Genomic DNA, 13,802 nt, shown 5'->3' with positions numbered 1-13,802 from the left:
TTATTTTAATTTTAATACGATTGGACAATGGTCACTCCCTAGAATACTAGCATGTACTTCTGCACTTTCAATTTTCTCTTGCAAACGATCTGAGACGATAAAGTAATCAATCCGCCAACCAATATTACGTTCTCTTACTTTATTCATATAAGACCACCATGTATAAGTATCTGTTTGTGTTGGGTATAAATAACGGAAAGTGTCTGTAAATCCTGAACCTAACAACGTTGTCATTCTGCCACGCTCTTCTTCTGTAAAACCAGAATTCCCTATATTAGCCTTAGCATTTTTTATATCTATTTCTTCATGAGCAACATTCAAATCACCGCAATAAATAACAGGCTTTACTTCGTCTAGGGATTGTAAGTAGTCTCGCAATTCATCCTCCCATTCAATTCGGTAATCAAGACGCGCTAAGTCCCTTTTTGAGTTTGGTGTATACACATTTACTAAATAGAAATCTTCATATTCTAATGTAATGATACGGCCCTCTTCTTGCGTTGATTGGTCACCTACACCATATTTAACAGACAATGGCGTATGTTTTGTAAAAATAGCTGTACCTGAATAGCCTTTGCGCTCTGCATAATTCCAATATTGCTCATAGCCTGGCAAATCTAATTCAACTTGTCCATCTTGGCATTTTGACTCTTGAATACAGAAAAAATCCACATCCATTTCATTAAAATAATCTAAAAATCCTTTGTTTAAGCACGCTCGAATTCCATTAACATTCCAAGATACAAATTTCATAGTAATCTCCCCTTTAAATATAAATACGCCTTCCGCATGTAATACGAAAGGCGTTCTCTGTAGTTTTTAGTTTAATAAAATTTGCAATGATTAGTTTTTAGAAGGTTCTTCACCAACGATTTTTACTTCTAATTCTAAATCAACATCAAATTTTTCTTTCACAGTTGCTTGCACCATTTTAATTGTGTTGATGTAATCAGTAGCTGTTGCGCCACCTTTATTTACTATAAAGCCAGCATGCTTCGTAGAAACCTCTGCACCACCTACACCTTTACCTTGTAGCTCACTATCTTGAATCAATTTACCTGCAAAGTAACCTGGAGGGCGTTTAAATACACTTCCTGCAGAAGGATATTCAAGCGGTTGTTTCGATTCACGCAAAAATGTTAACTCAGCAATTTTTGCATCAATTTCTTGTTGGTTGCCCCGTTGTAATTCAAACTCAGAAGATAATACGTAGTAGCCTTTTTTAGAGATAATACTTTTACGATAACTTAGATCAAGTTGTTCTTTGTTTAAAACTAACATTTCGCCTGTTGGTGTTAGTATAGTTGATTGTAAAATAACATCTTTTATTTCCCCGCCGTAAGCACCTGCATTCATAGCCATTGCGCCACCAATAGATCCTGGAATACCACATGAGAATTCTAAACCTGTTAAAGTTGCCTCTGCCGCTGCTATTGATACGTCTTTAAGCAATGCACCTGCTTGTGCATAAACAGTTGTGCCATCAATACGGATTGCATCCAATTTCGAAAAGTTCAGGACAATTCCTCTAACTCCGCCATCACGTACAACCATATTAGAGCCATTCCCTAATAGCAAAATCGGGATATCATTGTTATTCGCATATTTTACGATTGCTACTGCTTCTTCTTCAGTAGAAGGCATGACAAAAACATCGGCGCTACCGCCTAGCTTTGTCATCGTGTATTGATCTAGTGGTTCATCTATTTTAACGTTTACTGGATTTACTATAGTAGATAATTTTGCTGCCCATTGTTGTTTCATTATTGAAAGACCTTTCCTTTCTAAACTTCTATTCCTTCATAGTATGAATAGACAACGGCATTTTTACAAGTGATTTTCACTTAAAGCCATTTTTTTGACCAATTTTCAATCTCATTGATTGCAGCTTTTAAACCTTGGCCTTTTTCTGTCAAAGTATATTCTACTCGAACGGGTACTTCAGTATACACATGGCGCTCAACAAGACCTTCTTTTTCAAGTTCTTTTAGACGCTCAGATAGTAGTCGCCCGCTAATTGGCATCGATGACTCGATTTCATTAAAGCGCTGCGGCCCTTCTAATAATTGATATAAAATTAAGCCCATCCAGCGTTTACCTATCAAATCCATAGACTTTGCTAAACGAGGGCATAATGCCGATTCCTTCATTTGTTTCACCTCTATATATGCTATTGTAGCGGGATTATTTTAAAAAGTAAACTTTCGGTAACTTATTTACTTGACGTAAGTAATTTATTATTTTATAGTTAGTTACGAAAAGTAAGTGAAAAGAATTATTTGAGAGGAGGAACTACTTTGACTTTCAAACTAGATCCCAAAATGGCGTTAGGATATGTACAGTTACGTGTACAATCTCTAGAAAAACAAAAAGAGTTTTATCAAATGTTAGGGTTCCATATTATTAAGGAATCCACTACAGAAGTTATATTTGGTGCAGGTAGTACTGAACCAATTCTAATATTAACTACTACACAGGACGTTGTTCCTAGACCTACACGTACTACAGGTCTTTTCCACTTCGCAATATTAGTACCAAGTCGAGAAGATTTAGCGTATGTTATCGGTAATTTATTAGAAATTGGTGCTCCTATCTCTGGAGCAGGTGACCACCTTTACTCTGAAGCTTTCTATCTAAGTGATCCAGAAGGCAACGGAATTGAAATATACCGAGATCTACCAAGAAGTGAGTGGCTGATTGAACCAAACGGTCAAGTGAACACAGCTACTGAACCGATCGATTTCAAAGGCATCATGGCTTTGTATAAATCTGAGCGTACATGGACAGGGTTCCCGGAAGGTACAATTTTAGGCCATATGCATTTAAACGTTACGAACTTAGACGATGCAACAAGCCGCTTCTATTTAGAGGCTCTAGGATTAGATTTAATGACTAACTTTATGGATTCAGCTTTCTTTATGTCTGCTGGTGGATATCATCACCACATTGCAACAAATATTTGGCAAGGTGTAGGTGCTCCACTCCCACCAGAAAATGCTACTGGATTAATAGGCTACTCTCTTAAGCTATCTTCAGAAGATGAATTTTACAAACTGAAAGAAAGTTTACAAACCTACAATGTTTCATTCTCTGAAAATGAGGGGAAAATAATTGTAAAAGATTTAAATAAGAGTGACATGATTTTCTATGTATAAGCATAAAATTTATCTGTAACATAACACTGAAATTACCTTTAATTAAAAACTCTTGATTTCGAGATACTTTTGTATTATGATAAATGTACTAAATAACAAACACTTTTTAGGAGGAATTTAAAAATGACAAAATATAACGTAGACCAAGCTCACTCTCATTTAGGTTTCCAAGTAAAACACATGATGATTTCAAAAGTTAAAGGTAACTTCGGTTCTTTCACTGCTGATATCGATGCTAATCCAGAAGATTTAACTGGTGCTTCAATTAAATTTGTAATTGATGTAGCGAGTGTAAATTCAAATAATGAAGATCGTGATAACCACTTAAAGTCAGATGAATTCTTCGATGTTGAGCAGTTCCCTAAAATGACTTTCGTTGCAACAAACATTAAATCTACTGGTGGCGGCGAATACGAAATTACTGGAGATTTCACAATTAAAGATGTAACAAAATCTGTGACTTTTGAAGCTGAATACGGTGGTAAAGGTACTAACCCATGGGGTCAAGAAGTTGTAGGTTTTGAAGCGGAAACTAAAATTAATCGTAAAGACTTCGGTTTAACTTGGAACGCAGCACTTGAAACTGGTGGCGTACTAGTTGGCGATGATATCAAAATTAATATCGAACTTGAAGCAAACCCTGCTTAAGTCAAATATAAACTTATAACCAATTTGCTATTAGCATAGCAAGCCTTAACCAGTCACCCAAGTGTGACTGGTTATTTTTGTTATATTTGCATTAAAGCAGAGTACAATTGTGACTTCCCTATTAATACGATTAAATATGGAACAACAAGAAGAATTGCAACCAACTTATTTATACCTTCAGCAGGAGAAGCTATTAAAGTAGCCTACATCTTGAACGACAACCAGAAAGTGTTATCATCACCTTTTTTGAAACTATTCTAATGGTATTTCCGTAAATGATATTATATAGAAAGTATGGGAGTGCTGATTATGTCGGATGGCATGTTCGGTGATGATATAGCTTTTTTTGTAGGTACTGGATTATTTGGGGTATTTTTTGTCATCGTTTTCCTTATTATTGTTAGTGCATTTATATTTGTTATTGTAAAAGGAATTTCTCAGTGGTCTAAAAATAACGCTTCTCCTATTTTAACTGTGCCCGCAGAGGTTGTTACAAAGCGATCAAAAACGTCTGGTGGCAGTGGAAATACTTCAGCTAGCACTAGGTATTATACGACCTTCGAGGTACAAAGTGGAGACCGAATTGAGTTGCCTGTAAGCGGACGCGAATACGGTATGCTCGTTGAGGGGGACCTTGGTTTACTAACATTTCAAGGCACTCGTTATAAAGGTTTTGAACGCAATGGAAAAGAGGGAAGCACCATTTAATGGGCCTCCCTCTTTCTTTATAAATAGCCCAACTAAACATTAGGCATTTACTATTATTTTAAAATTAAGCGTGAACAGCTGATAATGATTTTGCTGCTTCTTTAACGCGTTCCATACCTTCAGAAATAATTGCTTCTGCTTTGTCTGGCATTGCGTTATGGCCTTCGATTACTACTTCTTCAACTGACATACCGAATACGCCACCGAATACATTACGCATATAGTTTACAGCCATTTCCATTGGTGCTGCTTCTGGAGTTGAATAAATACCACCACGAGCGCTTAAAAGAATAGCTTTTTTCTCTGGCATTAAGTTAATCATGTTACCTTCTGCATCATATTTGAAAGCAAAACCTGCTTGGTATACGTAATCAACGAAAGTTTGTAATTTAGCTGGAATTGTTAAGTTCCATAATGGGAATGCGAATACTACTACGTCAGCAGCAGTTAATGCGTCCATTGCTTTTTGTTTTGCAGCAAGTAGGCGACCTTCTAAATCTGTAAGTTCTTCACCATTTTGTACTTTACCAAATGCGTTGAATAAATCTTGTCCGAAGTATGGTAGATCTTCAGCGAATACATCAAATGTAGTCACGTTTAAATCTTGTGCACCTTTTACTTCCTCCATGAATACTTCATACATTTTACTAGAAACGCCTTCAGTAGAAGGACGGTTATTTGCTTTAACAACTAATACGTTTGTCAATTTAATCTCTCACTCTCTTAGTTAAAAATAGTTCTCGAAAAAAATATCTCAAATTCAAGATAATTTTATTTTATAAAAAAACAGATGCACTGTCAATGCATCTGCACTCATACTTTTGACTGAAGACTATAGACTAAAGCTCACACTTGCCATCTTCACAAATGCCTGTACCTTCTGCACCCATCATTTTAAGTGCCGGTTGAATCCCCTCTTCAGCTGCCACCTTTCGAATTGTCTCTTCGAATAATTCCTGTGGCTGAGCACCTGAAATTGCATATTTACGATTTAATACAAAGAATGGGACACCTCTAACACCTATTTGTGAAGCCTCTTGAATATCAGCCAATACCTCTGATGAATAAATATCTGAATTTAGTACATCTAGTACTCTCTCACAATTTAAACCAACTTCTGTTGCCAACTCTACCAATACCTCTGTTAAGCCAAGTTGTTTTCCTTCAATAAAGTGCGCACGTAATAAACGCTCAGTCATTTCAGCAGCTTTACCTTCTGCTTCCGCGTATTTTGCTAAACGATGGGATTTGAACGTATTAGCAGGTTTCATATTTTCAAAATCAAAATCTAATCCTACTTCTTTTGCACGGCCTGCAACACCAACTGTTTGGGCTTTTGCAGCTTCAATTGTAGAGCCAAATTTTTTAGCAAGGGCTTCGTACATAGATAAATCCGAAGTAGCTGGAGTGTTTGGATCTAACTGATAACTCTTGAATATTACTTCCGCTTGTTCACTGAATCCTGTATCTTGCAAAGCTTTTTCTAATTGTTTTTTACCGATATAACAAAATGGACATACATAGTCTGACCAAATTTCAATTTTCATCAATGCTCACCTCTTGAAAATATTGTATATGTGAACATATGAAACAGCAATTTATCTGCTTATACATAATTTCTCAAATACTCCACATGCTAAAAAAAATGTACTTGGAGGCATCTTATGGCATCTTCAATTTGGCTAGATAAACAAGCACCTTTTGCAAGACCTTCACTCGAACAATCGATCGAAACGGACATCTGTATTATTGGTGGTGGTATATCTGGCATACTCGCTGCTTACTTACTCTCAAAAGTTGGGAGGAAGGTTACTTTATTAGAAGGCAATACTTTATTTTCAGGTACTACTGGCCATTCCACTGGGAAGGTAACTGCACAACAAGGTCTATTATATAGCCAGCTTATTACTAAATTTGGGATGGAAGCAGCTCAACAGTATTATGAGCTCAACCAGCAAGCTGTTGAACTATCATTTAATTTAGCAGAACCCAGTTGTGTACAACATACTGATTCCTTTTTATATACACAGAAAGCTGACGGTAAAAAGGACTTAGAAGATGAATGGAAGGCTTACCAAACTCTTGGTATTCCTGGAGAATGGAACGCCGATTGCGAAATTCCATATGACATTGCCGCTTCCTTAAAAATGCCCAAACAAGCTCAAATCCACCCAGTACGCTTTGGACGGACTATTGCAGAAAAGGCAATCCAATCAGGAGCAGAGATTTACGAGCATTCACGCGTGCAAAAGGTCAATATTTTAAAGCCATGTGTAGAACTAGAGAATGGTCATACAGTTTGTTATAAAGAGCTAATCCTATGCTCCCATTATCCACTAGAAGCTATTATTGGTATGCAAATTTTCAAACTGGAAGTCACTCGTTCTTATATCGTGGCTTTTGAAGCAAGCGAATTGTATAAAGGTCAGTATTTATCTATCGATAAACCTGGTCGCTCTATTCGAACAACATTAATCGATGATAAACCTTTTATATTATTAGCTGGGGATAGCCACCCTGCAGGTACTATTTCCAATACCTCCATGTATTATGAGGCGTTGCAATCAGAGGCTAAAGATAAATTCGCAGCTAGTAACTGCAACTATCACTGGTCAGCGCAAGATCCTGAAACGGTAGATTTAATTCCTTATGTTGGGCAGATTAGTTCACGTTTACCAAATATTTGGATGGCTTCTGGTTTCAGAAAATGGGGGTTAGCTAATTCAATTGTGGCCGCACAACTACTACGAGATGGTATTGTCGGAAAACAGAATGTCGGACTCTCTCTTTATTCTCCGAAGCATACTAAATTCGGAGATGCTGTTTTACAAGCTTTAAAACTAGGAGGAAAAGTAACGAAGGATTTTGTCGGAGGTCATGTTACTCGTCGTGCTATGCCTCGTTGTACTCATTTAGGTTGTAAAACTAGATGGAATGAAGCAGATGAAACATGGGACTGTCCTTGTCATGGTTCACGTTTTTCAAAGGATGGTGCAGTACTTGAGGGGCCTGCAGTATATCCACTTGACCTAAGTGGATTATAAGTGTAATTTTCAGCAATAAAAAAACCGCCTATTCCAATTGAAATAGGCAGTTCTTTCTCTAATGAGGATTATTTTAATGCGTCAGTTAATGCTGGGACAATTTGTTTTTTACGAGAAACTACACCTTTTAATAGCGCACGATTATTATCTGCAACAACGTTAAATGCAGCATAAGCTTTTTCAGCTTGTGCACCTATTGCAACAGCAACAGAATCATTGTTGATGATATCCGTTACGACGAAGAAGAAGAGGTCTAGACCTTTTTCTGCAACAGTGTTGTTCAATAAAACTTCTAAATCAGCTTGGCGATCTAAAACGTCATTTACATCGACAGCATTTACTTGAGCGATAACAACTTTGTGGTCTCCCATGCTGAATTCTTTTGCATCTAGAGAAAGTAAATCTTCTAATGATTTATCACTTAAATCAGCACCTGCTTTTAACATTGCAAGCCCATACTCAGCAGCGTCAACAGCTGCAAGTGCAGCTAACTCATTTGCGGCTTTCACATCTTGCTCAGTGCATGTTGGCGATTTGAATAATAATGTATCCGAGATGATAGCAGATAGCATAAGACCTGCATAGTTAGCTGGAATCTCAACTTCATTTTCTTTGAAGATTTTATTTAGAATTGTTGCAGTACAACCAACTGGTTCCGCGCGGTAGTACAATGGATCTGCTGTTTCAAAGTTAGCAATACGGTGATGATCAATAACTTCCATTACTTGAACTTCAGCAATATCATCAGCACTTTGTTGACGTTCGTTATGATCAACTAGGATTACTTGAGCAGCTTCTCCTGCAACTTTTTCCACTAAGCGTGGCGCTTCAAATCCAAATTTCTCTAAAGCATAAGCTGTTTCGTTGTTCAATTCGCCAAGGCGAATTGCTTCAGCATCAACGCCTAGCTGTTTTTTTAAATATGCATATACTAACGCAGATGTGATTGTATCAGTATCTGGGTTTTTGTGTCCGAATACAAGTACTTTACTCATTTAAATTTTTCCTCCTAGATTTCAATAATTTCCGAATATATCTTATCACACATAGCACCGAAAAAGAATGCCAGCACTTTGATGGTTAATGTTCAAACATTATTATGTCCTGAGTTAAAAGTATATTATTCATGGATTCTATTTAATAAAGTTTAATTTTACAAAACACATCATCTGCTCCAATATTCCTTTAGAACAACATAGTCTTTTTTATCCATAAAAATAAATAATAATCGTAAAAATCATGTAATTAGACTTAATACTATGTTACTATTTCTAATATAATATATACATATAATAAAGAGGGGTAATAATGGAAAATAAGATTGAAAAGAAATATATACCACTAGCTGAATATTTCAGCTCCGCAAAAGATGATAAAATTCAACTTTCCTTCACAGAAATAGAAACTATTATGGGACATTCATTACCTAACTCCTCCTATTTAAATAAGAGTTGGTGGAAGAAAACTAAACCTCCTCTAAAACATTATCTAGCTTGGATAGAACAAGGATACTATGTAACTACAATACAGCCCGGTTATCATGTGACGTTTGAAAAACCTTCAAGTAACAGTAATGCTGATTTGAATAGTTTAGAAAATGCGAAAAATACTTTTATCACTCGCTCCATTGAAATGGATGATGCACGTGATTTAGCAAAATTATTATCTACGTTAGATGCAGAGACAGATTTTATGCTCTATGGTAAAAACGAACGCGATCCATCTGTTCAAAGTGTACGCAAGAAAATTACTAACTTGCGTAAAAACAATTCTAGTTCCATTATAGTAGCCGTTGTAGAAGGTCAAATCGGGGGCATGATCTCTATTTCAGGTAATAAAGCTCCACGCACTAAACACCGTGCATCGATTTACCTCGGGATCATACAGAAATTTACTAACCAAGGCATTGGTATAGCACTTTTAAAAGAGGCTGAAAAATGGGCAATATCAAATAGTATTCAAAGACTTGAATTGAGTGTTTGTAAATCAAATGCTATCGCAATCAATATGTTCAACAAATTCGGCTTTATAATAGATGGTGAGCGTAAAAAATCATTGAAAATGAACGAAGAATTTGAAGATGAACTATATATGAGTAAACTATTAAATATTTAATCACAAAAAAACTATGCAAATTTTGCATAGCTTTTTTAGTTTACCGATAAACTTTTTGACTTACAGTAAGTTGATCCATCAATTCTATATTCGGTTCATAACCAATTCCAAAACTTTCTGGCACTGAAATGTAGCCATTTTTAACATGCACTTCCGGAGTGATAATATCTTGGTCCCAATAATGACTAGATCCTGCAGTATCCCCTGGCAATACAAAGTTTTCTAGCGTAGTAAGTGCGATATTATGCGCTCGACCAATACCCGATTCTAACATACCACCACACCAAACCTTAATATTATGTTGCTGGCATAAATCATGAATTCGTTTTGCCTCAGTTAAACCGCCTACACGACCAAACTTGATATTGATGATACCACAGCTTCCAAGTTCAATCGCAGTACGTGCATCCTCATAAGAACAAATGCTTTCATCTAAACAAATGGGCGTTTTCAAATGCTTTTGTAGCTTTGCGTGATCGATAATGTCATCCGATGCAAGAGGCTGTTCAATCATCATTAAATTGTACTCATCTAGTTTTTTAAGCAACTCTATATCATCTAAAGTATATGCCGAATTGGCATCCACCATTAACGGAACTTCTGGAAACTTTGCTCGGATTGCCTGAATGATATCAATATCCTTACCTGGTTTAATCTTAACCTTCATACGTTTATAGCCAGCTGAAATATTATTATCAATACATTGTAACAGTTGGTCAATTGTCGGCTGAATACCGATACTAATACCCACTTCAATTTTCTTTTTCGCCCCGCCTAATGCATTCGAAAGTGACTGCTTTGTACTCTTTGCGTAAAGATCCCATACCGCACATTCAAGAGTCGCCTTTGCCATCTTATTTTGGCGAATTACTTTGAACATATTACTTATTTCATCTGGATGCTGAATGTCTTTATTAAGCACTAGTGGAATAAGAAAATCTTCAAGCATATGCCAACTCGTCTTAACTGTCTCCTCAGTATACCAAGGGATTTCAAAAGCAACCCCTTCTCCCCACCCAGATATTCCACTATCATCTTTAGCTTCTAATATTAAAAACTGCTTATCTTGCACTGTACCGAAACTTGTTGAAAATGGCGATTTCATTCGCATACTTAGTTGCCGAATTTTAATTTCTGTTATCTTCACACTTCCGCACCCTCCACTACTCAACCTAAATTAACATTTTAATAAAACATACGCTAATATAAGATTTTCAGCAAGAGATGGCTTCCTTTTCTGCTTGTGCAAATGCACCTAATACTGTACGTGCCAAAATTTCTACTCCAACAATTAACTGAGCCTTATTAAATGTCATTTTTGGATGATGCAGCCCTGGCGTTAATCCGCAACCAAGGCCTAACATGGCTGCCTTTACATTTGCCCTTTTAACAGTATAAAAATGAAAATCTTCTCCACCTGGTGTAATAACAGGAGGGCGTAGATACTCTTCACCTACTGATTCAATAATTGCTTGCTCGATTATTTCCTTTGCTTCGTCATCTACTTCAGCTGCTGCAACCCTGACCTGTTCTTGTAAATCAATTGAAACTTCATATAACGATTCAATTGCTCTTATAGTACGCTCTATGCCATCATGCAATTGCTCGATTCCTCCATTTGTTTGAGCACGTACATCAATCGTGAAATAGGCCTTCGCAGGAATTATATTCCCTGATTCTCCACCCGCTTGAAATTTAGTTACTTTTACTGAAAATGGGATCATTGTATCTATATGAATCGTTTTAAGTGCTTCGATTAAGCTTGCTCCAATTTCAATGGCATTTTTACCTAAATGAGGTCTTGCGGCATGTGATTCCACACCGTTAATTTGGCCACATAATAGTCTGGATGCGCCATGATATAGCGCTGGGCAAAATGTGCCATCACTTAGCTCCTGCACCGGACGAACATGTACACCAAATAGATAATCCATATCGTCTACCAATCCACGGTCAACGAAGGACAATGCTCCCTGTCCTTTTTCCTCAGCAGGTTGAAATAATACTCGAATGGTTCCTCTCCATGTTCTTTTCAAGCGCTTTAATAATAGTAAAACACCAATCACCATTGTCATATGTGCATCATGTCCACAAGAATGATGTGCCCGAAATTCACCATCAACTTCTTGCCACAAGGCATCGATATCAGTTCGTAGACCTACAACCGGTCTCCCCTCACCGATTTCCACATATAAACCAGTACTATCTGCAAACGTATGCACCTCGTACCCTTCTTGTTCTAATATTCCTTTAATATAATCTGTAGTCCGCCTTTCTTTCCAGCTAATTTCAGGATTTTCATGCAGATACTTAAAAACACTTTTCAATTGTGGTTCAAGTAATGTTAACTGCTCCTTCATCATAAGCGTCTCCTATCTATTTATTTTTGAAAATATATTTTTATACTTAGCATTTCCCAACATAATTTTTTTCTCTCTTATAGGTATATATATGTGACATGCCGATTTGATATCGTGAACAATGTTTAATATTCATCAAAAAAACCCGTTTAGTGAAAAAACGGGTTTAGTATTTCTTACATTAAATTTAGTTTTTTTGCTTCAAATATAAGCTCGTCCTTAAATTTCGGATGCGCAATTTCAATTAGCGCCTTCGCCCTCGCTGATATCGATTTGCCTTTTAGCTCGGCTACACCATACTCCGTTACTACTTTATCTACTTCATTTTTGGAGGTTGTTACAACTGATCCATTTGATAATAAAACTTTTATTCTCGATATCGTATCGTTTTTCGTAGTCGAATGCATACATATAAATCCGCGACCATTTTCCGCAAAATTTGCTCCACGTGCAAAATCAAACTGCCCCCCAGTGGAAGAATAATACTTGCCAGCAACTGTTTCTGAGGCACATTGACCATATATGTCCACTTCCGTTGTGGCATTAATTGAAACGATATTATCCTCTTTGGCAATTAAGCGAGGGTCGTTCGTTACATCTACTGTTTGAAATTCAACAATCGGGTTATTATGCAGGAATTCATATAACTTATTCGTCCCTAACGCAAAAGTACCAACGATTTTCCCTTTATTCGTTTTCTTCTGAGACCCGTCTATTACACCTTTCTCCACTAAACCAACTACCCCGTCCGTTATCAGTTCTGTATGAATACCTAAATGGCGATGATTATTTAGTAAACTAATAACTGCATTTGGAATTGAACCTATCCCAGCTTGCAATGTATCACCGTTTTTAATATATTCTGCAACATATTCTGCAATACGTATGTCTTTTTCTTCGATTACTGGTTCCGGATTTTTCACGAGCGGTGTATGATGCTCAATAAAGCCTTCTATTTGGCTTATATGTATTAAATTTTGACCAAACGTCCTTGGCATATGCTCATTTACTTCCAAGAAAAAGGGAGCATTACCTATAAAGCATGCAGCATAATCGGCTTGTGTTCCAAGCGTAAAATATCCATGCTCATCCATTGGTGAAGCAACTGCCATTACAAGAGATGCTTTTGTATAATCCTTCATAATACTTGGTACTTCATGAAAATAATTTGGCATCAATTCACAATGCCCATTATGATAAGCCTTACGTGTAGCACCGCTCAAAAAGTATGAGACATGTGACAAGTGCCCTTTATAAGCTCCGTCTATATATTTACGAGGATGCATCGTTAACATCTGATGAATACGTACTTCTTTTAAGTATTCTGCGTTCTCTTCCAAAATATCCAATAGCTTTACTGGTTCTCCATTCGCTATTGGTATAATAATATCTGCTCCGTCCTCAATATATGAGAGAACATCTTGAGGTTTTTTTAACTTCGCTTTGTAAAGCCCTTGAAAAATAGTCACCATATAACTCTCCATTTCTATATTAAACATGCATTTCTTTAAAAAATATCACCTTTCCCTTAGCGTAACATAATCTTCGTATTTTCCCGGTTTTTTTACATACAAAAAGAAAGGGAAATCATATGATTCCCTTTCTCCAAAATACTATTCTCCTCTAAAAATATTAACAATATTCTTAGAGATATCCACATTTTCCGAAAAAACAGTGGAAAAACCCATTAATTAACCAGAGAGAATTAAATAAATATCAATAAACGTCATTTTTTTATCCACTATACACATTTTTATCCCCACTATACACAA

At 36.5% G+C, this 13,802-nt stretch carries 14 protein-coding genes; 5 read left to right on the top strand and 9 right to left on the bottom strand.

Annotation, left to right across the window (positions count from 1 at the left end; genetic code table 11):
- From MHH85_RS21680 to MHH85_RS21670, 3 genes are all read right to left on the bottom strand, one after another.
- Positions 1-753, bottom strand: coding sequence for an exodeoxyribonuclease III (locus MHH85_RS21680; RefSeq protein WP_340708480.1), 753 nt, complete (start codon positions 751-753; stop codon positions 1-3).
- A gap of 90 nt (positions 754-843) precedes the next feature.
- Positions 844-1,767: a UDP-N-acetylmuramate dehydrogenase gene (gene murB / locus MHH85_RS21675; RefSeq protein WP_340708543.1), complete on the bottom strand. Its 924-nt coding sequence runs from the start codon at positions 1,765-1,767 to the stop codon at positions 844-846.
- A gap of 77 nt (positions 1,768-1,844) precedes the next feature.
- Complete coding sequence (locus tag MHH85_RS21670) at positions 1,845-2,150, bottom strand: winged helix-turn-helix transcriptional regulator (RefSeq protein WP_193737674.1); 306 nt, start codon at positions 2,148-2,150, stop codon at positions 1,845-1,847.
- A gap of 147 nt (positions 2,151-2,297) precedes the next feature.
- Here MHH85_RS21670 and MHH85_RS21665 point away from each other — a divergent pair, with 147 nt between their 5' ends.
- The 3 genes from MHH85_RS21665 (at position 2,298) to MHH85_RS21655 (ending at position 4,511) form a co-directional block, all read left to right on the top strand.
- Positions 2,298-3,155: a VOC family protein gene (locus MHH85_RS21665; RefSeq protein WP_340708479.1), complete on the top strand. Its 858-nt coding sequence runs from the start codon at positions 2,298-2,300 to the stop codon at positions 3,153-3,155.
- A 123-nt stretch (positions 3,156-3,278) separates the two neighbouring features.
- Positions 3,279-3,803, top strand: a complete 525-nt coding sequence (locus tag MHH85_RS21660) for a YceI family protein (RefSeq protein WP_340708478.1) — start codon at positions 3,279-3,281, stop codon at positions 3,801-3,803.
- A gap of 309 nt (positions 3,804-4,112) precedes the next feature.
- Complete coding sequence (locus MHH85_RS21655; RefSeq protein ID WP_340708477.1) at positions 4,113-4,511, top strand: DUF2500 domain-containing protein; 399 nt, start codon at positions 4,113-4,115, stop codon at positions 4,509-4,511.
- Between the two features lie 64 nt (positions 4,512-4,575).
- Here the strand turns inward: MHH85_RS21655 and MHH85_RS21650 are convergent, their stop codons facing one another.
- Entirely contained in the window at positions 4,576-5,217 is a 642-nt protein-coding gene (locus MHH85_RS21650; protein WP_340708476.1) for an FMN-dependent NADH-azoreductase, read from the bottom strand.
- A 133-nt stretch (positions 5,218-5,350) separates the two neighbouring features.
- Entirely contained in the window at positions 5,351-6,058 is a 708-nt protein-coding gene (locus tag MHH85_RS21645; protein ID WP_340708475.1) for a DsbA family oxidoreductase, read from the bottom strand.
- A gap of 117 nt (positions 6,059-6,175) precedes the next feature.
- Here MHH85_RS21645 and MHH85_RS21640 point away from each other — a divergent pair, with 117 nt between their 5' ends.
- On the top strand, positions 6,176-7,555 hold the full coding sequence (locus MHH85_RS21640; RefSeq protein WP_340708474.1) for an FAD-dependent oxidoreductase: 1,380 nt from the start codon (positions 6,176-6,178) through the stop codon (positions 7,553-7,555).
- A 68-nt stretch (positions 7,556-7,623) separates the two neighbouring features.
- On the opposite strand, the gene MHH85_RS21635 is transcribed toward MHH85_RS21640, so the two are convergent.
- Entirely contained in the window at positions 7,624-8,550 is a 927-nt protein-coding gene (locus tag MHH85_RS21635) for a manganese-dependent inorganic pyrophosphatase (protein WP_340708473.1), read from the bottom strand.
- 313 nt (positions 8,551-8,863) lie between these two features.
- On the opposite strand from MHH85_RS21635, the gene MHH85_RS21630 reads away from it, so the two are divergent.
- Positions 8,864-9,670 carry a GNAT family N-acetyltransferase gene (locus MHH85_RS21630; RefSeq protein ID WP_193737681.1) on the top strand — a complete coding sequence of 269 codons (807 nt, stop codon included), beginning with the start codon at positions 8,864-8,866 and terminating at the stop codon, positions 9,668-9,670.
- A gap of 40 nt (positions 9,671-9,710) precedes the next feature.
- Here the strand turns inward: MHH85_RS21630 and menC are convergent, their stop codons facing one another.
- The 3 genes from menC to MHH85_RS21615 all read right to left on the bottom strand — a co-directional run bounded on the left by menC (position 9,711) and on the right by MHH85_RS21615 (position 13,502).
- Positions 9,711-10,817 carry an o-succinylbenzoate synthase gene (gene menC, locus MHH85_RS21625; RefSeq protein ID WP_340708472.1) on the bottom strand — a complete coding sequence of 369 codons (1,107 nt, stop codon included), beginning with the start codon at positions 10,815-10,817 and terminating at the stop codon, positions 9,711-9,713.
- A 67-nt stretch (positions 10,818-10,884) separates the two neighbouring features.
- Complete coding sequence (locus MHH85_RS21620; protein WP_340708542.1) at positions 10,885-12,030, bottom strand: M20 peptidase aminoacylase family protein; 1,146 nt, start codon at positions 12,028-12,030, stop codon at positions 10,885-10,887.
- 176 nt (positions 12,031-12,206) lie between these two features.
- The gene (locus MHH85_RS21615; protein ID WP_193741095.1) at positions 12,207-13,502 is read right to left on the bottom strand and encodes an acetyl-CoA hydrolase/transferase family protein; all 1,296 of its coding nucleotides are present in this window, start codon (positions 13,500-13,502) and stop codon (positions 12,207-12,209) included.
- Between the last annotated feature and the right edge of the window lie 300 nt (positions 13,503-13,802).

The organism is Viridibacillus sp. FSL E2-0187 (genome assembly GCF_038006425.1).
In the GTDB taxonomy this organism is placed as follows: domain Bacteria; phylum Bacillota; class Bacilli; order Bacillales_A; family Planococcaceae; genus Viridibacillus; species Viridibacillus arvi.
Note: the sequence above shows the minus strand (reverse complement) of the source record. Positions and strands in the feature narration are given on the sequence as shown.

Coding starts and splice junctions, on each gene's coding strand:
- MHH85_RS21680 (WP_340708480.1), bottom strand. CDS start 753: ATGAAATTTGTATCTTGGAATGTTAATGGAATTCGAGCGTGCTTAAAC.
- MHH85_RS21670 (WP_193737674.1), bottom strand. CDS start 2,150: ATGAAGGAATCGGCATTATGCCCTCGTTTAGCAAAGTCTATGGATTTG.
- MHH85_RS21660 (WP_340708478.1), top strand. CDS start 3,279: ATGACAAAATATAACGTAGACCAAGCTCACTCTCATTTAGGTTTCCAA.
- MHH85_RS21655 (WP_340708477.1), top strand. CDS start 4,113: ATGTCGGATGGCATGTTCGGTGATGATATAGCTTTTTTTGTAGGTACT.
- MHH85_RS21645 (WP_340708475.1), bottom strand. CDS start 6,058: ATGAAAATTGAAATTTGGTCAGACTATGTATGTCCATTTTGTTATATC.
- MHH85_RS21640 (WP_340708474.1), top strand. CDS start 6,176: ATGGCATCTTCAATTTGGCTAGATAAACAAGCACCTTTTGCAAGACCT.
- MHH85_RS21635 (WP_340708473.1), bottom strand. CDS start 8,550: ATGAGTAAAGTACTTGTATTCGGACACAAAAACCCAGATACTGATACA.
- MHH85_RS21630 (WP_193737681.1), top strand. CDS start 8,864: ATGGAAAATAAGATTGAAAAGAAATATATACCACTAGCTGAATATTTC.
- MHH85_RS21620 (WP_340708542.1), bottom strand. CDS start 12,030: ATGAAGGAGCAGTTAACATTACTTGAACCACAATTGAAAAGTGTTTTT.
- MHH85_RS21615 (WP_193741095.1), bottom strand. CDS start 13,502: ATGGTGACTATTTTTCAAGGGCTTTACAAAGCGAAGTTAAAAAAACCT.